The 20,062-nt window shown below is 40.4% G+C and carries 13 protein-coding genes; 2 read left to right on the forward strand and 11 right to left on the reverse strand.

What is annotated here, in order from left to right; all coding sequences use genetic code 11:
- Nucleotides 1–3: 3 nt before the first annotated feature.
- The 5 genes from R0J88_RS05165 to R0J88_RS05185 all read right to left on the reverse strand — a co-directional run bounded on the left by R0J88_RS05165 (nucleotide 4) and on the right by R0J88_RS05185 (nucleotide 8,891).
- The gene (locus R0J88_RS05165) at nucleotides 4–2,694 is read right to left on the reverse strand and encodes a molybdopterin-dependent oxidoreductase (protein ID WP_410899304.1); all 2,691 of its coding nucleotides are present in this window, start codon (nucleotides 2,692–2,694) and stop codon (nucleotides 4–6) included.
- A gap of 21 nt (nucleotides 2,695–2,715) precedes the next feature.
- Nucleotides 2,716–4,242: an FAD-dependent oxidoreductase gene (locus tag R0J88_RS05170; protein ID WP_410899305.1), complete on the reverse strand. Its 1,527-nt coding sequence runs from the start codon at nucleotides 4,240–4,242 to the stop codon at nucleotides 2,716–2,718.
- Nucleotides 4,243–4,469: 227 nt separating this feature from the next.
- Entirely contained in the window at nucleotides 4,470–5,663 is a 1,194-nt protein-coding gene (locus R0J88_RS05175; RefSeq protein ID WP_410899306.1) for an alginate export family protein, read from the reverse strand.
- A 9-nt stretch (nucleotides 5,664–5,672) separates the two neighbouring features.
- Nucleotides 5,673–7,412 (reverse strand): protein kinase domain-containing protein, encoded by a 1,740-nt coding sequence (locus R0J88_RS05180; RefSeq protein ID WP_410899307.1) that lies wholly within the window; start codon nucleotides 7,410–7,412, stop codon nucleotides 5,673–5,675.
- A gap of 9 nt (nucleotides 7,413–7,421) precedes the next feature.
- A complete protein-coding gene (locus tag R0J88_RS05185) occupies nucleotides 7,422–8,891 on the reverse strand; it encodes a NarK family nitrate/nitrite MFS transporter (RefSeq protein WP_010556319.1) in 1,470 nt (489 codons plus the stop codon).
- Nucleotides 8,892–9,179: 288 nt separating this feature from the next.
- On the opposite strand from R0J88_RS05185, the gene R0J88_RS05190 reads away from it, so the two are divergent.
- Complete coding sequence (locus R0J88_RS05190) at nucleotides 9,180–9,935, forward strand: HesA/MoeB/ThiF family protein (protein ID WP_410899308.1); 756 nt, start codon at nucleotides 9,180–9,182, stop codon at nucleotides 9,933–9,935.
- Between the two features lie 13 nt (nucleotides 9,936–9,948).
- On the opposite strand, the gene R0J88_RS05195 is transcribed toward R0J88_RS05190, so the two are convergent.
- From R0J88_RS05195 to modA, 3 genes are read right to left on the reverse strand one after another with little or no spacing between them, the layout of a single operon-like run.
- Complete coding sequence (locus R0J88_RS05195) at nucleotides 9,949–10,977, reverse strand: ATP-binding cassette domain-containing protein (RefSeq protein ID WP_410899309.1); 1,029 nt, start codon at nucleotides 10,975–10,977, stop codon at nucleotides 9,949–9,951.
- Between the two features lies 1 nt (nucleotide 10,978).
- Nucleotides 10,979–11,656 (reverse strand): molybdate ABC transporter permease subunit, encoded by a 678-nt coding sequence (gene modB / locus R0J88_RS05200; protein WP_410899310.1) that lies wholly within the window; start codon nucleotides 11,654–11,656, stop codon nucleotides 10,979–10,981.
- Nucleotides 11,643–12,395 carry a molybdate ABC transporter substrate-binding protein gene (gene modA / locus R0J88_RS05205; RefSeq protein WP_410899311.1) on the reverse strand — a complete coding sequence of 251 codons (753 nt, stop codon included), beginning with the start codon at nucleotides 12,393–12,395 and terminating at the stop codon, nucleotides 11,643–11,645. Before modA ends, modB begins: the two co-directional genes overlap by 14 nt.
- A gap of 42 nt (nucleotides 12,396–12,437) precedes the next feature.
- On the opposite strand from modA, the gene glp reads away from it, so the two are divergent.
- Entirely contained in the window at nucleotides 12,438–13,652 is a 1,215-nt protein-coding gene (gene glp / locus R0J88_RS05210; protein WP_410899312.1) for a gephyrin-like molybdotransferase Glp, read from the forward strand.
- 83 nt (nucleotides 13,653–13,735) lie between these two features.
- On the opposite strand, the gene R0J88_RS05215 is transcribed toward glp, so the two are convergent.
- From R0J88_RS05215 to R0J88_RS05225, 3 genes are all read right to left on the reverse strand, one after another.
- The gene (locus R0J88_RS05215; protein ID WP_410899313.1) at nucleotides 13,736–15,619 is read right to left on the reverse strand and encodes a hypothetical protein; all 1,884 of its coding nucleotides are present in this window, start codon (nucleotides 15,617–15,619) and stop codon (nucleotides 13,736–13,738) included.
- Nucleotides 15,620–15,628: 9 nt separating this feature from the next.
- Nucleotides 15,629–16,720 carry a hypothetical protein gene (locus R0J88_RS05220; protein WP_410899314.1) on the reverse strand — a complete coding sequence of 364 codons (1,092 nt, stop codon included), beginning with the start codon at nucleotides 16,718–16,720 and terminating at the stop codon, nucleotides 15,629–15,631.
- Between the two features lie 64 nt (nucleotides 16,721–16,784).
- The gene (locus R0J88_RS05225; protein WP_410899315.1) at nucleotides 16,785–19,838 is read right to left on the reverse strand and encodes a hypothetical protein; all 3,054 of its coding nucleotides are present in this window, start codon (nucleotides 19,836–19,838) and stop codon (nucleotides 16,785–16,787) included.
- Between the last annotated feature and the right edge of the window lie 224 nt (nucleotides 19,839–20,062).

Genomic DNA, 20,062 nt, shown 5'->3' on the forward strand with positions numbered 1-20,062 from the left:
AATTTACATTTCAACTGCAACATCAATACTGTTAGCGTTTTGCGTAGTATGCTGCTTTATTAATTGGCTTAACTGGGTTTTACACGACCCACAGTTAGTGCCGCATTTTAATTTAGACCCCAATTGTTCCACTGTATTTGCACCATTTTTAATGGCATTTATAATGGGCTGCTCACGTACTTTAAAGCAACTACATACTTGCGCGCCTTGGGTAAATTCTTCATCGGGCGTGGCATACAGCAATGACTGTAATTGGCTAAAGGTTATTAAAGGCTCTGCAAATAAATGATTTATCCACTCAAGTGATATGTCTTTTTGAGCTAACGAAACAACCGCAACAAACACTAACTGCTCGTTTTGAATACATTGAATATGCATGGCTTTTGCACTGCCCATTGCCGACCACTGCCCTTGTAACTCTGTCAGTGCTTGGCAATAATAAAGCAAATCATTTTGCGGCTCATTGAGCGCTAACTGGTAGTTAACACAATTACTTGCGTTAACTTTAAGCCAAAAATCACTGGTTATTTTAAGCTCTGTTTTGCTAAAAATTTGCATGTACTGAGCAAACTGCGCTTTAGATAAATCAACAGCACCATGCTTACACTCAGGCTGGCCCGATATAGGGTCAACAACCGATTGATAAAGCCCACTTACCGTAGCGGATGAGGCAAATTGCTTGTTCCAGTGAATAGGCATAAAACATTCGCCTTTACGCACAGCATCCGTCACTTTTGCATGAGCTGTAACCTGCCCAGTTTTAGCATTGGCAGTTATTAAATCGTTTGCTTTTATGTTTAATTTGCTGGCATCTATGGGGTTTATTTCAATATATGGGCGCGTTATATGAGTAGAAAGGGCTGTACTTTTTCCGGTGCGACTCATTGTATGCCACTGATCGCGTATTCGCCCTGAGTTCATTACAAACGGGTAATCGCTTGACGTTTGTTGCACAGGAAGTTTGGGCGTTATAGGAATAAAGCGGGCTTTTTTATCTGCGGTGCTAAATTGATTATTAACAAAAACCTGCCCGTTTTTATATGGCTCATTTTTTAGTACCGGCCACATAACTGGTTTTAAGTTATCGTACTGCTGCTGCGAAAGCCCTACCAAGGCTGATAAATTTAATAGCCTATCACCATTATTTTCGAAATCAGTAAGTTGTGCCCATTCTTCAAAAATGCCACTGGGGTCTGTAAAATCAAATCCTTCAAAGCCCATTTTTTTGGCAACTAAGCACATTATTTGCCAATCGTTTTTAGCTCCTGAGAAAGGCTCAACTAGCGGGCGTTGCCTTGATATTCTGCGCTCTGAGTTAGTTACTGTGCCGTTTTTTTCGCCCCATCCTGTTGAGGGAAACGCCACATTAGCAAATTTTAGCGTATCACTTTTGGCAATACAGTCAGACACAACCACCAGCTCACATTGCTCAAGTGCATGTTGTATTGCTGCGTTATTAGGTAAGCTTACCATTGGATTGGTTGCCATTACCCAAATAGCTTTTATTTTCCCTTTGGCCATTTCATCAAACATATCAATCGCATTACACCCTGCTTTTTTAGCTATTGTTGGTGATTGCCAAAAACGCTGCACTAACTGTTGGTGCGCGTCGTTTTCAATGTCTAAATGTGCTGCTAATTGATTTGCCAAGCCACCTACTTCACGCCCACCCATTGCATTAGGTTGCCCAGTTATTGAAAACGGGCCACAGCCAGGTTTTAACAATTTACCCGACGCTAAATGCGCATTTATAATGGCATTACACTTATCAACCCCTGAGCTTGATTGGTTAATACCCATTGAATAAAAACTAATGGCGGTTGGACTTTTTGCAAATAAGGCGTAAAAGTCACTGACTAGCTGCGCATCGATATCACAAAAGTCACTTACCGCTTTTACACTCCACTTTTTCGCCTCTACAAGCGCTGTTTCAAAGCCGTTTGTATGCGCGTTAATAAATTGCGTATCTAAATAGTTATGTTCACTTAAATAAGTAAGTAAGCCGTTATAAAGAGCCCCGTCGCTGCCTGGTTTTATATTTAAAAAGGTATCGGCAAGTTCGGCTGTATCAGTTTTTCGCGGGTCGATAACCACTACTTTCATGTTTGGATTAAGCTTTTTTGCGCGCTCCATACGCTGGTATAGTACCGGGTGAGTCCAAGCTGCATTTGAGCCAATTAAAATAAGTAGCTCAGTTTGCTCTAAATCGTCATAGGTACATGGTACTACGTCCTCACCAAATGCACGTTTATAACCGGCAACCGCCGATGACATACACAGCCTTGAGTTTGTATCTATATTGCCTGAACCTATGTAGCCTTTCATTAATTTATTGGCAACGTAGTAATCTTCAGTAAGTAACTGCCCCGATACATAAAACGCAACCGATTCAGGCCCATGCTCTTTAATAATGGCGTTAAATTTATTTGCAACGTAATCAGTTGCCATATCCCAGCTAGCGGGTTCGTTATCAATAAGGGGCGATGTTAAGCGGTTATCACCGCCGGTGGTGTCAAGCAAATGCGTGCCTTTAACACATAAACGGCCAAAATTAGCGGGGTGCTCGCGCGTGCCTTCAAGTTTGGTTGGGGTATTATTTAATAATGAAATATCAACCCCACAGCCTACACCACAATAAGCGCAGGTAGTTTGTTTAAGCAAAGGCGTGTTTGAACAAGTGTTTAAAGTTTCCATACTGCTCTCTTATTGTGAGTGTTAAGCGCTCTGTGATACAGGTTCATCTACTGGGGTTAGCGTGGCTACTTTATTATTAAGTGCACTGCTAATAACGCTTTGCACTAGTTTTTCACAGCCTCCACACCCCGTACTTGCTTTAGTGGCTTGCTGCACTTTATTTAAATCGCTACAACCTTGTATAACCGCTTGTTCAATAGTGTGTTTTGTAACCTTGTGACACGCACAAATAATGGCATCTTGTGGCAAATCATCAGCGTTTAGCTCGCCCGCGTCACCTGCAAGCGGCATTATTAAAGACTCTGCGGGCACACTAAGCTCTATACTATTTAAGTGATACTGCAATAAGTTATCGTAATCACTTGTATCGCCAACCAGTACAGCACCTATGAGCTTATTGCCTTGCTCATTAGTGACTACTTTTTTGTAAATACCGTTTGGCTGATCTTCAAAGTAATAGCTAATTGCGCCTTCACTGCGTGCATGGGCATCACCAATTGAGCCCACTTCAACACCCATTAATTTAAGCTTGGTGCTCATATCGGCGCCGCTAAATTCATCAGTATTGTTTGAATAGTTGCTTAAAGGTGTGTTTGAAGCTGTACTTGAAGAAAGCTGCTTTAAAACATGCCCCGCCGCTACTTTTGCCATAGCGTAGCCCGGTGCTACAAGGCCAAAAATAAAGTTATTCCAAAGGGCGCATTCGCCTATTGCGTATATGTTTTTATCACTCGTTTGGCAATGGTTGTTTATTACAATGCCGCCGCGCTCACCTAATTCTAAATTAAACTCGCGAGCTAAATTGTCGTATGGGCGAATACCGGCCGAAAATACTATCATGTCGGTTTCTAGGGTTTGACCACCTTTAAAGCACATTTTATAACGGCTGTTTTCACCCTCAATAATTTGCTCTGTAGCCACTGAGGTATGCACTTTAACGCCAAGTTCAGTAATTTTATTTTTTAGTAACCGCCCACCAGCACCATCTATTTGTACACCCATAAGTTGTGGCGCAAATTCTATTACATGGGTTTGCAAGCCAAGCTGCTTTAACGCGTTGGCTGCTTCTAGTCCTAATAAACCGCCACCAATAACAACGCCGACTTTACTATCTTGTGCTGATTTTTTTATAGCATGTAAATCGTTAATGGTTCTGTAAACTAGGCAATGATCACGATCTTTACCTGGAATGGGTGGCACAAATGCAAACGAACCCGTTGCCAGTATTAGCTTGTCGTATTCAAATGTTTTGCCTTTTGCAGTAGTAACCTTTTTTGCATCTCGGTTTATATCAACCACTTTAGAATGAGTATGAAAACACACTTGCCAATCTTGATAGGTTTTACTGCAGGTAAGTGCTAAATCGTCTTCGGTTTTGCCGTTAAAAAATGACGAGAGCTGAACGCGGTCATAAGCGAGGCGGTCTTCACCACTGAGCACGGTAATATCAACATTTTTGTTATCACCTTGCTGCGATACTAGCTGCTGTACAAAATGATGCCCAACCATCCCGTTTCCTACGACGACAACACGCTGCTTGCTTGGCATTAAAATCACCTATTTTGTTCAAAGTACTCAATGCATAAATGAGTACTTTAAACGTATAATTTGTTATGTAGTTGTTATAGCAATATGCAAGCCAGATATATAATCAATATATTACAGTGACTTAACCAAATTAGTGCAGTAAAAAAGAAGTGGAAGCACCACAAGCTGGCGCTACTGCACCAACTTGTAACGCTTTAAATTAAATAACCAGAGTTCTGGTTAAATACTTAAAATTTAGCGCTCACCCACACCCATAGTTTTTGGGTATCAACTTTGCCTGCAGCGCTATCGCCTGCTGAATAATCGGCATATTTAGCGCCAACGGCATAGGTTTTATTAATAGGCTTAACGTATTGCACGTTTAGCTCTGAGCCTAAATCATCAACGCTATTGGCGCTATCGTTGGCATCAAAGCTGTGATAAGCCACTAACCATTTACCGTCAAAGGCTTTACCATTTAAGCTTACATAAGTGTCATCAAGCCCTTGTGCAGGCGTTGCTAAAAACGTATCAGCCCAGCCATTAAATTTATGCATAGTGGCAAGCGGCGTGGCAAAACCATAATCACCATCATCAGAGCCCAGTGACTCAATACCGGCTTTTAGTGTCACGTTTTTAATACCTAAACCGGCTAAATCAACGCCGCCTTCAAATGCATAATAATCAGCATCAAAATCACTCATGCTCGTTGATGCAGATTGCGTGGCGTACTCTGCTTTATAGTAAACCTTAGTATTGCTGAGTGTTTTATTCCCACTAAAAGAAACGCCATAAGTATCTAAGCTGTCATCATCTACTGCGTCGTTACTCAATAAATAACTGTATAAAACCACTTTACCCAAGCTTGTTTTAAAACTTGCATTGATAAGGTGATCGGATGAATCAATATCTTTGCTTTCGGCAAATATACGGTTGCGCTTGCTTATGTAGCTATAGTGTAAATTAATATCATTAAACGTGTAATTGACTGTTGCCGCATCAAAAGTTTGCCTGTCTTGTCTAAAGCCAACGTGGCCCACAAACCGCTGTCCATCAAGCGCTATTATTTGCCTACCCACTTTAATTGATAACGAATCTTTCGCGTATTTTATAAAACCTTGATCTACTTCTGTAATTTCTGGGTCGGCTATTACTGAGTAATTAGTATTTTTACCCAGTGTATTGTTGTAATCGTCTACACCTAACAGGCTTCGGCTGTCTTCAACTTCAATAAGTGCAGAAAAACCATTCACTTCATCTGTTTTATGGGTAAGGCGTGTGCGCAGCGTTAAGCTACTTGCATCTTTTAACGCGTTATCTTGCTCTGCGCTTTCAAAGCGCAGTCTAAAGTTAAGATCGGTCTGCGCTGCAACACTAATTGAAGGCGCAGTTAAGCTACCCAGTATAAAAATAATAGGTAAGTTTTTTTTATGATTTAACATGTTTATCTCTTAGTTTTTAATTATGAGTACACACACCAAGGCTATAAATAAACACAACGAAATACTTTTCCAGACTAAAACCGGATCGCGTTTCATTATTGAGTCTTTCGGGGCGGTACTTTTTAAATGTGGATTAGGTTTATTGATATCGCTTATAAATTCAGAAAATGCGTGGTATCTAAATTCGGGTTTGGGAGCCAATGCTTTCATTAAAGCCTGATCTAACCAAAACGGGATATCTGCTCTGTGTTTACGAATACTAGTGTATTGCCAGTGACTATAATCTTTTGGTACATGATTATGCGCGAGTGGCTGATACGGCAATTTTGAACATAATAATTCGTACGCAACAACGCCTAGCGAAAATAAATCACTCTTAAAATCGGCGTGCATAGTGATAAGCGTCTCTGGTGCGGTGTAATCTACCGTACCTTGCGGGCAATCATCAGCAATTTGCTTTACCGACTCATCCATAGCCGCAACACTTACCGTGCCGTAATCGATTAATGTTACTTTACCGTGAGCGTCTATCATCACGTTATCGAGTTTTAAATCGCGATGCACCATATCCAAACGCTGAAACGCTCTAAGTGCTTGTACTATTTGTTCAATAATACTGCGCACTTGGGTAATTTCTGGATGCGGCACATCATGCTTCCAATCACTCAGTGTTTGCCCGTCCATGTATTCGCAAATATGATATAAAAACAGGCTTTGAGATTGCGTATTTAAAACCTTCATTACATTGGGATGATTAATACGTTGCCCTACCCAACCTTCTCTTATAAAGCCTTGAAGGTAGTGCACATCGTCTTCAAAATTTACCGAAGGCGCTTTTAATACAACCGGCGGCGTATCGGGTGTTTGTTGCACTAAATAAATGTGCGAGCGGCTACTAGCGTGTAATTCACGGATAACAGTAAAGTCATCAATTTTTTGGCCAACTTTTAACGGTGGCGGAATCTTCCGCCTTGTTAAAGAGTGATATAACTCGTCTAAATTTTGTTTTGCAATACTATTCACTTTTACAAATAAGCAGCTTACGTTGTCGTCACTGCCTCTTGCTATGGCAAGCTCTGTCACTGCTTTTGCTGCGTGCTCTAAATTAGTATGCTCATCAATTAGCTTTTGTATATCACTGTTTGGCAACACATCGTGTACACCATCGCAGGTAAGTATATAAATATCATCAGCTTTTAAATCAACTTCGTATACATCAATTTCTTGATGAAGCTGCGCGCCTAAAGCTCGCGTTAGGGTATCGTTTACTTTATGGTCGCGTGTTATCGCCTCCATACTTTTTCCACGTAAACGCGTAATTCGGGTATCACCTAAATGAAAAATATAACCCGTGGCCGATTTTAAAATAAGCGCTGTAAACGTGGTCATCCAATCTGCTTGGCGTTGGCCGAGGTGATTATAGTTAACCGATTGCGAATACAGCCACTGATTTAAACTGGCCAATACCTTAGATACCGACTTTTTAACGGCCCAACTTGGCGGTGTATTTAAATACTCATTTATAAAGTGCGTTACCGATAACTGTGACGCTTGTTTAGCATTTTTTGCTGATGAACACCCATCGGCCAAGCAGGCAATAACCCCTTTTGACTCTTTTTCTTGCGCTTGAGTATTAAGAGCAGCAAACGCATCTTGGTTTTCGGTTTTTATACCTTTGCTACTGTGTCCACCAAACTCAACGTTAAGTTCGTTTGTAAGTGCGCTGGCTTTTTGGGTTTCATCAAACATATGTATGCCTTAAGTCACAGAAATAAGTTCAACGGTGCCATCTTCGTTTACTTCTGTGATGTGGCCATCGGGTTCTTTCATGAAAAATAATGCACCTAAGCCTAATAATGCGCTTGCCGCAATAATCATAAAGAATGTTTGGTAATCAACTAATGAGAGCGCCGTTAAATACACAACAGCTCCTACATTGCCGTAGGCGCCCGTCATACCCGCAATTTGACCCGTTAAACGGCGTTTAATAAGTGGCACAGCGGCAAATACAGCGCCTTCCCCCGCTTGCACAAAAAACGAACACGCCATGGCAGCAGCAACTGCAAGCCAAAGCGGCCAACTAGCGTCAACTAAGCCCATAACAAAATAACCTACAGCTAAGCCTGTGGTAAGTACAATAAGTGTTTTACGACGACCCATTCTATCTGAGATCCAACCACCACCGGGGCGAGAAGCTAAATTCATAAACGCATACGCTGATGCAAGCAAACCTGCGTATACCATATCAAGGCCAAACACCTCACTAAAAAATAATGGCAACATAGATACAACGGCAAGCTCTGAGCCAAACGTTGTAAAATAAAGAATATTTAAAACTGCAACTTGTTTAAATTCGTAACGATGTGATTCAGGCACAGGTTGCTTAAAAATATGGCCATTTATGTCGTACGTTTTATAAACTTCGTAAAGATAAAGCAGCACCAAAAATACATATGTACCAATAACAAAATTTTCAGAAAGTAAATTTGCACCAGTAGGAGAAAGCTTCCAAGTAAGTAGTGCTAAAGCACCGTACATAGGTAGCTTCATTATAAGAAGTAGTACAAAGTCGCCTTTGCTGGTTACTTCCATTGCTCCTACTTTTTTTGGTTTAAAGTAAGTGCCACCTTTTGGCGTGTCAGTTACGCTGATGTACCAAATAACACCAAAAATGACACTTAATACACCGGTTAGGCCTATCGCATAACGCCAGCCATCGTCACCACCAAACATAAGCGCTAATACAGGTAATAGCATTGCAGCAGCTGCCGAACCAAAGTTACCCCAGCCACCGTAAATACCTTCTGCTGTACCCAACTCGTTTGCCGGGAACCACTCGCTCACCATACGAATGCCCACAACAAAACCCGCACCAATAAAGCCAAGTGCAAAACGCGCGATAGCGGCTTGCTCAAACGTGGTGGCCATCGCAAACATAAAACATGGGATGCTACATAAAATCAGTAATGATGCATAAACGATGCGAGGCCCAAATTTATCAGTTAACATGCCCACAACCACGCGAGCAGGAATGGTTAGTGCCACATTTAAAATAAGCAGCGTTTTTACTTGTGCCATAGTAATACCTAGCGAACCCGCTATAGCGCCTAATAATGGCGCATGGTTAAACCAGACAAAAAATGAGATAAAAAACACCATCCAGCTTAAATGCAGTATTTTCATTTTTCCGCTAAACGATATGAGATTAAACCCAGTACTCGGTTGCATGTTATTTTTCCTTAGTTACGTTTGTAGTTATTTATAGCAGTTACTACTTTGTTATTAATTACACCGCTACATTTGTTAATTTCACGTTAACCATGCTGAGCAATTAGTGAGCCAATAATTTATTTCATTAAAAATCATTGATTTATGTTTTTTCTAATTCGTTATAATTTTCATTTGCACTGTTAAGGTAATCAATGTGAGCACTAACAGTGCAATTACTTTTAACCCTGTTCTTGCCCACATATTCTAAAAATTGCTATTGTGTATAAAAATAATGAGAAGCCGCTAATGACTAAACCAGCCCTGACTTACCAACAACAACTACGCTACTCGCGCCACATAATGCTTCCTAAATTAGATATAGAGGGGCAAGAAAAAATATGGCAATCTCATGCGCTTATAGTCGGTTTAGGTGGTTTGGGCTGCCCCGTTGCTCAGTACTTAGTTGCCTCAGGTGTGGGAACATTAACGCTTGTAGATAACGACGTGGTTGATGCTACTAACTTGCAAAGGCAGGTGCTTTATAAACAAACGGATGTAGGGTGCTTAAAAACTCACGCCGCCAAAGCGCAGTTAACTAGCTTAAATGATGAAATAGATATACATACAATCGATGCATTTTTAGATGAAAAGTCAAAGCTTGACGAGCTATTAAAAAATATTGATATAGTCATTGATTGCTCTGATAACTTAACTACACGTAATGTATTAAACACAGCCTGTTATAAAACAAAAACCCCACTAGTATCGGGCGCTGCAATTAGAATGGAAGGCCAAGTTGCCTGTTTTACAATGCAAGAAAATAGCCACTGTTATGAGTGTCTATCGCAGTTTATGTCTGATCAAACACAAAGCTGCTCAGAATCAGGCGTGCTATCGCCCATTGTAGGATTAATTGGCAGTATTCAAGCCACTGAAGCCTTAAAAATGCTTGCTGGATTACCAAGCGGGTTAAGCGAACATTTACTGCTGATTGATGGATTAAGCATGGAGTTTAATCGCTTTAAAATCACAAAAAACAGTCATTGTGCTACGTGCAGCTAAAACCCACTTCAAACTACTCTAGATTATGAATAGTCGCATAAAGTGTATCGCCTACTTTGTAGTTATTTTGATCCCATACTCTTGGTGAAAGTAAGCAATACAAGCTTTGTCCGTCTACATCTAGCGTAAGTTGCCATGTTTTATCTATAAGTTCTGCACTGTGCAGCGTACATATTAAAACATTGCTGTTATTTGTGTTTAATGGCATTTCTGCACTTACCGATATTTGCTCACACTCTAATATAAGTTTATTTCCTTGCTCTACAGCGCTGGGTAATGCAAATAGCTGCTGCTCGCTTTTGTGGAGTTTAAGCAAATACACACCGTATTTTTCATCAAATGTAATGATTTTAAAGTTAATTAAGCTCAGCGGTGCTTGTTTATTATTAGCGTAAATAGCTTTAGCCACCTGCGCACTCGGGCCATGGTTAATTACTTTACCGTTATTGAGCTGCACCAGGGTATCGCAACAAAACAATAGTTCTTTTAACGAGTGGCTCACTATAATAAATTTAATAGTAAACGTTGCCGCCAATTCACTTAATGTTGAGAGTGTTTTAAAGCGCAGCGGCCAATCAAGAGCGCTAAATGGCTCATCTAAAATAATTAATTTTTGACCTGCCAACAACGTACGTGCAAACACCACCCGTTGGCGCTCCCCGCCAGACAAGCTTTGAACGTTGCGTTTAAGTAAGGGGTGTAACTCAAGTGCATCAATAACTTTTTGTTCAGTTAAGTCAGTTTGCCTATTAAAACAATGCTTTTGTGTAAACGCTAAATTACCTGCTACATCCAAATGCGGAAATAATGGGCAAGATTGAACTTGCAACGTAACACCGCGTTGCTCAGTTGGTAAATGATGTACCGATTTATCATTTATATAAACACTCTGCTCACCTTCAAGGCCACTAATACAACGTAGCAAGGTGGACTTACCCGAGCCGGACGGGCCAAAAATTCCCGCAATAGTAAAAGATTCAAGATGAAGGTTTATGTCTAAATCAAAGCTATTTAGCGATTTATAAAGGGCTAACTTAATCATATTATTGCTTAACCCCCACTATGCTTTTATTAAATTTAAATAACAACACTAAACACGCAAATGAAATAGCCAGTAAAATAAGTGAAAGCTGATGCGCCGCTGCATAGTTTAACGACTCTACATGGTCGTACAAAGCAATAGAAACAACCTGTGTTTCTCCTTGTATATTGCCACCAATCATCAGCACTAAGCCAAATTCCCCGAGTGTATGCGCAAACCCCAGTGCAAATGCACTACCAATACTAGGTTTTAACAACGGCAATATTAAGTAAAAAAAACGCTTAAAGTGGCTCAAACCCAAGGCAATTGCAGCCTCGTTATAGGTGTGGTTAATCTGCTTAAACCCTGCCACTAAGGGTTGCATTACAAACGGCAAAGAATAAAAAAGCGAACCAATAACAACACCCTGAAAACTAAACGCAAGCTGGGTGCCTGTTAGCCAAAACCAAAATTGCCCAAAAGCATGGGTGGGCGAAAATAAAACCAGTAGATAAAAACCTAGCAAGGTCGGCGGCAATACTAACGGCATTGCAATAAGCGCTTCTAAAAACGGTTTAAATTTACCTTTGTACCCCGCTAGTTTGTATGCAACAGGAATACAAAAAAATAGCAGCAGCACAGCCGTTATAAAAGCTAACTTTACCGTCAGCCACAGTGCTGTTAAATCACTTTGAAGCATTGCTATCCTTTGTTCTATATCCTAATTCAACAAGCTTAAGTTGAGTGCCGCTGGTCATTAAAAAGTCCATAAGCTTTTGAGCGGTTGCCAGTTTTTTACTCGATTTAATAATAACCCCCTGTTGAATAATTTCGGGATACTCGCTAGGTGGTATTAACCTGTACGACAAATACTGTGGGTCCTGGCTATTATTAAACGCCATTTTTAATGTAGAGACAGCCACGACCCCTACGGATGCATTCCCACTTTGAACAAACTGAAAGGCTTGCGTAATATTATTACCATACACATAATTTATTGGCTTTTTAAAATTGGCATTCGCGTAAAACTCAGACGCCTGCCCATAAGGTGAAAAACGCGGATTAGCGATTGCCACTTTATTATTTACTCTATTAGCATTGGGCTGCCACACAGCAAGTTCACCAAGTGCATAGGTAATTAAGCTACTTTGACTAGCAAATCCTTCTTTTATTAAAGCTTGCGGGCGTACATCGTCAGCTGATAAAAACACATCAAATGGCGCTCCATGTACAATTTGAGAATATAAAACACCGCTAGAAGCCGCTGATATTTTTACTTGTATACCCGGTATTGGGGAGTCTTGCAGTAAAGTTTGTAACACGGTTTTAAAATTACTTGCCACCGCAACATGTATTGTTTCTTTTGCGTTTAACGAGCTTGAAAACACGCAAATACCAAACAAAAAATAACCCAGCCATGTATTGTAAAGCTTTGACATTGTAAGTATTGTTTTAAAAAATGATTTAAGTAAGCAATATATATGAACGATGTTTGCAATGCACCCGGTTTATTACCAATAGAAACCGCAATCAGTAATATGTTAGATGCAATTAGCTTTAATAAGCATGCCGAAACAATACCTGTAATGAGTAGTGTTGGCCGAATTTTGGCTACTGATGTTCAATCAACAATTAATGTGCCCGCACATGACAACTCTGCGATGGACGGCTATGCATTGTGTATTAGCGACGGTCTAACCACCTACACGCAAATAGGCAGTGTATTTGCGGGTCAAACCTTCGACAAAACGCTAACGCCCGGTCAATGCGTAAGAATTATGACCGGTGCAGCACTTCCACCAGGTGCTAACGCCGTTGTTATGCAAGAAAACGCCACAGTAAATAATGATGAAATTACGTTTACAGGCACTATTGAGCACAATAACAATGTCCGTTTTGCAGGTGAAGATATTGCAAAAAACAGTGTGGTATTAAAAGCAGGCAGAAAGCTTAAAGGCGTAGACGTTGGATTATTAGCCTCTATTGGTATTAACGAAGTAAACGTTTACCAAACACTCAAAGTAGCCGTGTTCTCAACTGGAGACGAACTAATAGAGCCGGGTAATGCACTTCCTGCAGGCGCTATTTATGAAAGTAATCGCGCTGTGATTATTAGCGAGCTTAATAATCCAAATATAGAGGTGATTGATTTTGGTATTATTCCCGATGACAAAACACTTATTCAAAAAACCTTTTTAAAAGCGGACGAGCAAGCCGATGCCGTTATTAGCTCTGGTGGTGTATCGGTTGGTGAAGCCGACTTCACAAAAGAAGTACTAAACGACATTGGCGATATACACTTTTGGAAAATAGCCATGAAACCAGGCAAACCATTTGCTTTTGGTAAATTGCCTAACAGCTACTTTTTTGGTTTACCTGGCAATCCAGTTTCTGCAGCCGTTACGCTTGAGCGACTTGTAAAACCAGCATTGACTAAACTATCTGGCAATGAGTCTAAACCCACCCTTCGTTTAAAAGCAGTTACAACTCAACAAATTAAAAAGCGCCCAGGCCGAACAGACTTTCAACGTGGTATTGCCAGTAACGACGAAAACAATAACCTTGTTGTCACACCTGTTGAAAAACAAGGCTCAGGCGTTCTGTCGTCTCTTAGTAAAGCGAACTGTTTAATTGTAGTCCCTGCGCAAAGTGGAAACATTGCACAAGGCGAAACTGTTGAAATAGAACTCTTATAACGGCAGTTACAAAATACAAAAAGCCCAACTAGGTGTTCACCTTGTCGGGCTTTTTAATATTAGTTTATAAAATTAACAGTGGTTTAAAACACCGATTCAAAATCACCATTTGGAAATAAAACACCTGGGATCCCACGAACGGCTGTAACCTCAGCAATTTTTGTATCACCAAAGTATAAGCCGCCACTGTAATTACGACCCGCTTGTTTTACATCTAACCAGCGACCGTTTTCACCTTTTGCAACTAGGCTAATATTACCATTAACATCGCGAATACGAAGATCCAACGCCTGTCCTTGAGCACTCACATATATATCCGTTGATGTTAGCTCTGTTAAATTATCTACAGCACCCACATAAGCAAATTTAAAATCGTTAGCGGCACTTAGTGGAAAATCTAATTCAAAGGTAAAGGCTAAATCATCATTTTCCTCACCAATAAAAGGTGACGATTCAATTGCAGTTATATGAAACGCAGTACTTTGAACATCGCTTTCAAAGTCACCTTGAAAATCGAAAGACGATAACGTAGTGGATACCTCGCCAAATGAGTCCACAAAACGGTTTAGGTTTAACGATAAATCGCCTGCTAATTCACCATTAGCTTTATTAATAACAACATTAGTAGTGAGTTGTGCAATACCTGTATCAGCATCAGGGTTTGTTTCGTTTACAACGTCAATACCATCAAACTGAATCAGCAACTCGCTAACATCAACACTCAGTAAAGTTGAGCCATTGGTTACCGTAGCACTCATTACACCCTCAATTTTATTACCTAGCACGCCACTTACTCTAAAAGTAGGAATAGATAAGTCTATGCTAATCGGTAAGTTATCGTAGGTACCCGTTATAGCCCAAGTATAAGGCGATTTACTGTAATCAATGTCTAAATCTCTCAGCGAATATTGCCCAGCAGGCACTGAATCATCAGCCAATGGTGAATAATTAGTTATAACCTCGTTAAGCGCATTAGTCAGTGCAGTAAGCGTTGCTTGAGTATCTTCGTCAAACGCACCCTCTAGTTCAGCAAATTTAGCGTCGAGTTCATTTGAGTAGCTTTTTTCTTGAAGCCTTGCAACACCAATAATATTTCTAACATCAACAAGCAGCTCTCTTGAATCTATGCTCTGTGCTTCACTCACACGTGGCTCCCACTGCTGATAGGTAGTAACACTCGCAATGGTTTGGTTTACTTGGCCAGCTACATTAGGAAGTAAGCCATTACCCTGTTCACTAAACAGGTTATCAGGAATATATTGAGCAGCTAATTGGCTGTAATCTTGCCATGCTTGTTGTTCGCTATCATTACTAGAAAAGGCATTAAATGCAGTATCAACGTTAAAGGTACTGTCGGCTACACCCGCAATAATAGCAGCATAAGTAAAGGCATTTGTGACCATTTCAGCTTCAACACTGGCTGTAAGGTTACTGTGCGTTAAATGATAAAACGGCGTGGCAGATAAACTTGCTTGCACTGCACTTAAGCCTGCATCAGTAATCGCTGTACTTAAAGGAGAAAAATACACCGCGTTAACGCCAGGGGCAATAAATGCATCTGCTTTATAATTTAATGTAACAGACGTTGGTTCTTGAAAATCAACTAAACGGTTGCCGTTTAAATCATTAGGGTCATCTCGTACTGTTCTGCCACACCCTGTAAATCGTGGACAAGATAACAACGTATCATCAGGTATAAATTCAAAGCGGCTGTATGTAAGCGGCGTTACACTTATGCTAAACGTATTAATGTTATCTACTTCAATCGACTCTTGAATAACACCTTCGCTATTTAAAATATTGAGTGTACCCTTCGGCGACTGCCAGTTGGCGACATAAAAACGGGCTGTTGAATTAGTTGTAATTTGAGTTACAGCCACGCTTTCGTTGTTATCAGAACTAGAAGATGATCCACCACAACCCGCTAATGCTACTGCAACCCCTAAAGGTATAATTTGTTTTAACATCTTCATTCCTTAAAACTTAATGTTCATGTACCAATTTATATTTGCATAATACGCTTTATCCAAATCTAAACTATCGGTTTGCAGATTAAGACCAAAATACTCGCTTTCAATACCCACTAAGTAAGCTTTGCTTTTAGTTTCATAGCCAGCTTGTACTTTCCAATGATCCCAAAAATGAACTCGCCCTTTTAACTGGCTAAATGTATCTTGATCGTAGCGTTTAAGAGTTAATTGAGTCGAAAATCGATCATTTATTCTATAATCAGCAAACGCTTGCATGCGCATTTTCATATCAAAATCAAGAGATTGCGTATTTCCAAACGACGATGTTTTTAACGATACAGTTGGCTGCGTAATTATATCGCCATCATCGTTTTGGCTAAATGGGATCTCGGTTGTTTGCCCATTTACAAACCCACTGTCTTCATAATCTGTTTTGTACAGCAAATCTTTAACGCTAAAGCCTACGTGTAACTCGTCATTTACTTGCCAATCAGCAAAAATATCTAGGCTGTAACCTAGCCCTTCTGGGTTTTCAGATGGCGTAAATTTTTTAAATAAAATATCTTTTGAATAGTTATAATCTACAGAAATATCGCCTTCTACTTCATCGCTGTAAATACGTCCGTCAACAATCCCGTCTTGAAAATGCGTACTAGCAAAAATAGAAAGTTTTGGTGTAATGGTTAATGCGTTTTTATCTAAAAATTTAAAATCGTAAGACGCAAATATACCATTAGAAGTTGCTTGTTTGGCGTCTAAATAATAGGTGTAGTATCTATCTTCAAAAGCCAAATCATTTTTTTCAATGTGAGTGTATTTTGCCGTATCAGGGTCAAAGTTTAGTACGTAGTCAAAGCGACTTTGTAAACCAACTTTAAAATTACCGTACCCAACACCAACTTCAAAAATATTGTAAGTAAATGCACTGTCACCCGAGGTTAGCGGCGCATCAAAGTCATCAACAAATGCTTGAACTGGTTGCGCTTCGGTATAGATTTCTGCGTCAAAATGAGTAAAAACTTGAAACTGATTATTAGCGGATGCAAGTGGAGAAAGTAGAGCTGATGAAAATCCTAGCAAAAGAATTTTTTTTTTCATAATTTAATCGCTTTCAATAAAAAAAGGGAAAAGCACAATGCTTTTCCCTTTAATAGTTTAAAAATTACTTGCTTGAGTCAATTAAATCAACATCAGTGTAATCCATTGTTACACCATCAATGTAAGAGATTGAAAGCCCATTAGTAACTTTAGTAGCAGTACCAAACGACATCATCATGCCGTTGTACATCGCTTCAACGTCGCCAGTGTAACCTGTAGACTCAGCACCCATAAGAGATAATGTGTAACCCATTGCTGCGTCACCTTTAACCATTACTTCTAGCATGCTTTGATCTTCATCACCGCTTGCGTTAACCGTACCCATAACTTTAAAGTCTAGGTCGCCAGACATACCTTCAAGAGTAACAGTACCTATGTCAGTCGCGTCATCAGCAGTTACATTTAACATACCAGTAAACCCAGAATCACCGTCCATAATTGTAACGTGGTTCCAAGTTTCAGTATTAACGATTTCAGCATCATCTACTGTGTCAGCATCTACTTCGCCGTCAAATGTAAATATTAAACAAGAATCAATTTGAGTCTCGTCAATAGTACCTGCTGCAAAATCAACACAATCTGCAAGAGCATTAGTTTGCGTGTCTGCAGTCATTAGCTCAACCGTAGCATCACCACCAACTAACGTAGCGCCCCAAGCAACAACTAACTGCTCACCTTGGTAAGATGCAGCAGCGCTGATCATTTCACCTGTGGTTGCATTGTTAAGCATAAGCGTTAGGTCGTCTAAGCTGTAAGCATAAGTCCAGTTAGGTTGACGAGTAGACGTACCTTCACCAGAGTTGCCCATATCAGCAAGTTCGTTAATTACATCACCTAATACGTCAGCTGCATCAAGAACCGCTTCACCACCAGTGCTTGTAAGTACAGTCATTGTGCTTAGTGACTCTGATGTTGCTTTAACAGATACAAGTACTTCAAACTTAGCAACCGCTTCTTGCGCCGTTAATTGTAGAGCATACGCTGTAGCAAACTGCTCTGATGCAAGTTCAGCTTTAGCAGCAGCTGTAACAGCCATTGCCTCTGCAGCATCAATTAAATCTTGTGCATCGGCACTGTCAGCATCTAAAACTAAGTAAGCTTCTGCAGCAGCTAATGCTTGTGCAATAGCAACTTCTAATGCGTCAACACTTGCAGCAAAGTCAGAAGCCGCAACAATAGCAGCATCAGCTAGTACTAACGCAGCGGCTGCATTATCAGCGTTGTCTACCATTGCATTTTCAGCATCAGTAAGCGCAGTTGTTGATGCTGTTTCAGCAGTCATTGCAGCCGTTTCAGCCGCTTGCGCTAGTTCGTTAGTTTCTGTAGCAAGGGCAGCTGCTGCTGCAACTTCTGCATCAAAGTCAATAAGTGCTTGCGCTGCAGCAGCTTCAAGTGCTTCAAGTTCTGTATTAAAAGTAGATACTTTATCAATTTCAGCAGAAGAACCGACAACTAACGCGTCTGCATCGTCTAAAATTTGTTGGTAATCAGAACTATTAGCCACAAGTAAAGTAGCTACAGACACTAAACCTTGAGACTGTACAAACAATGCATTCGATTCACCGGCTAAATCAGCAACTGCAGCTTCATTTACAAGTAACTCAACCGCATTTGCAAATGCTACTGCTGTGTCTGCGTCAACTACAGTGTCACCACCTAGTGCTTGTACTGCAACTAAATCAGCTTGCGCAGCAGTAACTGATGCCTGAATTGACACTAGCTCAGCTTCTGCAACAGTTACCGCAGCAGTTGTTTTAGCTGCAAGTTGCATGTAAAAACCGTTGCCCACTGTACAATCGTCAGTACAACCAATTTTCTCAAGCGCTTTTTTAGATTTTTCAGCAGCCTTAGCTAAACCAGCATCACTTGCTGCGCCATTTTTAACAGCTTTGTCTTTTGCAGCTTTTGCTTTTTTAGCAATACCTGTTGATTGTGCAGCAAATGCCGCCTTTTCAGCGTCAGTTGCATCTGGGTTGTTTAAAGCAAATGCAGCAGCAAGTGCAGCTTCAATATCGCTTTCTTCACCAGTAGCAATTGCAAAGAAAATATTAGCCGTATTTGTAGCAGCTTGTTGAAGTGCAGTAGCTAGTGCAGCTATGTCTGCATCGTCACTACCTGTTACTTTACCTGCTTTAATACCAGCAATAAGCTTTGTCATGTTGCCGTTAATATCAGCAAGACCCTGAATAGATGAAGCAACTTGAGTTAACGATAAAATACCATCGTCTAGCATTTCTTCGCCGTCAACGTCAGTTAAATCGACTGCACCGCCGTTAGAAACATCACCTAGTAAAGAAGCTAGTAAAAGTGCTGTATCTGGGCCTAAAACTTGAACAAGCACATCAACACTAGAATTAGCAATACCAGCAGCATCAACACCTTCGCCAGCATCAATTAAAAGTTGTGAAACAAGCGTTGTTAAGAAAGTCGCGTTTGCTCTAAGTGAACGCGCTACGTTTGCGTCGCCTAAAACGCCACTTGCGCCAGATGCATCAGCTTCTACCGCTGGGATAAATTTAACAACAGAAAGCTCTAAGTCTGTTTTGTACCATTCGCCAAACTCAATCGCTGTATCGCCATCGTTAACATCGTCTTCTGCAGCTGGTGCTTCGTCGTAAGTGCCACAACCTAAGTATGCATCACAACGTAGGTAGCTATCGTCGCCTTCAGCTGATGTTTTAACAGTAATATACACAGGACCTGTAAAGTCATCTTCTAAGTAAACGCTGTAACGGCCACTCTCATTTGTTAAAACAGCGTCTGGGTTTGCTGCTAAAATACTTGCAGCAACTGCTGCATCTGCAGCTGCTTGAGTTGACTCTTCAGCAGAGAATGTTTCAGCTTCCGCAGATGCTGCTAAACGAAATGGTACTGCAACCATTTCACCAGTTGCATCTAATGTTGAAACGCTAACCACCGCGTTCATCATCGCACCTTTAACCGCTTTACCTGTAACTTCTACGTTAAATAAAGCTGTGTCTTCTGAGCTAAAAGACTCAACAGGTGGTGGTGGTGCAACATAGTTATTGCCATCGTTGTCAGAACCACACGCCGTTAAGCCGAGTGTGAGTGCAACTGATGCCGCTATTGGTGTAAATTTGATCATACGCTTCGCCATTTATTTCTCCTTGATAGCCATGAAATAAGTATCTGAAAAAGTTTGGTTAAACTTGGGAAAGTTTATTCGCTGTTTACAAAAAATGTAAACAAGCACAATAATCTAACCTTTGTTACTAGAACTTTAAAAGTACCATTAAGCTATGAGTTGTTGCTACATATTTATACATATAAAATGATGTAATTTTAGTTTAACGCCATGTTTTAATTTTTATAGGCCTTAAT

The organism is Pseudoalteromonas sp. SIMBA_162, from assembly GCF_046535955.1.
In the GTDB taxonomy this organism is placed as follows: Bacteria; Pseudomonadota; Gammaproteobacteria; order Enterobacterales; family Alteromonadaceae; genus Pseudoalteromonas; species Pseudoalteromonas marina.

Excerpts from the sequence above, each read along its gene's own strand:
- R0J88_RS05165 (WP_410899304.1), bottom strand. The coding sequence starts at position 2,694 with ATGGAAACTTTAAACACTTGTTCAAACACGCCTTTGCTTAAACAAACT.
- R0J88_RS05170 (WP_410899305.1), bottom strand. The coding sequence starts at position 4,242 with ATGCCAAGCAAGCAGCGTGTTGTCGTCGTAGGAAACGGGATGGTTGGG.
- R0J88_RS05175 (WP_410899306.1), bottom strand. The coding sequence starts at position 5,663 with ATGTTAAATCATAAAAAAAACTTACCTATTATTTTTATACTGGGTAGC.
- R0J88_RS05180 (WP_410899307.1), bottom strand. The coding sequence starts at position 7,412 with ATGTTTGATGAAACCCAAAAAGCCAGCGCACTTACAAACGAACTTAAC.
- R0J88_RS05185 (WP_010556319.1), bottom strand. The coding sequence starts at position 8,891 with ATGCAACCGAGTACTGGGTTTAATCTCATATCGTTTAGCGGAAAAATG.
- R0J88_RS05190 (WP_410899308.1), top strand. The coding sequence starts at position 9,180 with ATGACTAAACCAGCCCTGACTTACCAACAACAACTACGCTACTCGCGC.
- R0J88_RS05195 (WP_410899309.1), bottom strand. The coding sequence starts at position 10,977 with ATGATTAAGTTAGCCCTTTATAAATCGCTAAATAGCTTTGATTTAGAC.
- modB (WP_410899310.1), bottom strand. The coding sequence starts at position 11,656 with ATGCTTCAAAGTGATTTAACAGCACTGTGGCTGACGGTAAAGTTAGCT.
- modA (WP_410899311.1), bottom strand. The coding sequence starts at position 12,395 with ATGTCAAAGCTTTACAATACATGGCTGGGTTATTTTTTGTTTGGTATT.
- glp (WP_410899312.1), top strand. The coding sequence starts at position 12,438 with ATGAACGATGTTTGCAATGCACCCGGTTTATTACCAATAGAAACCGCA.
- R0J88_RS05215 (WP_410899313.1), bottom strand. The coding sequence starts at position 15,619 with ATGTTAAAACAAATTATACCTTTAGGGGTTGCAGTAGCATTAGCGGGT.
- R0J88_RS05220 (WP_410899314.1), bottom strand. The coding sequence starts at position 16,720 with ATGAAAAAAAAAATTCTTTTGCTAGGATTTTCATCAGCTCTACTTTCT.
- R0J88_RS05225 (WP_410899315.1), bottom strand. The coding sequence starts at position 19,838 with ATGGCGAAGCGTATGATCAAATTTACACCAATAGCGGCATCAGTTGCA.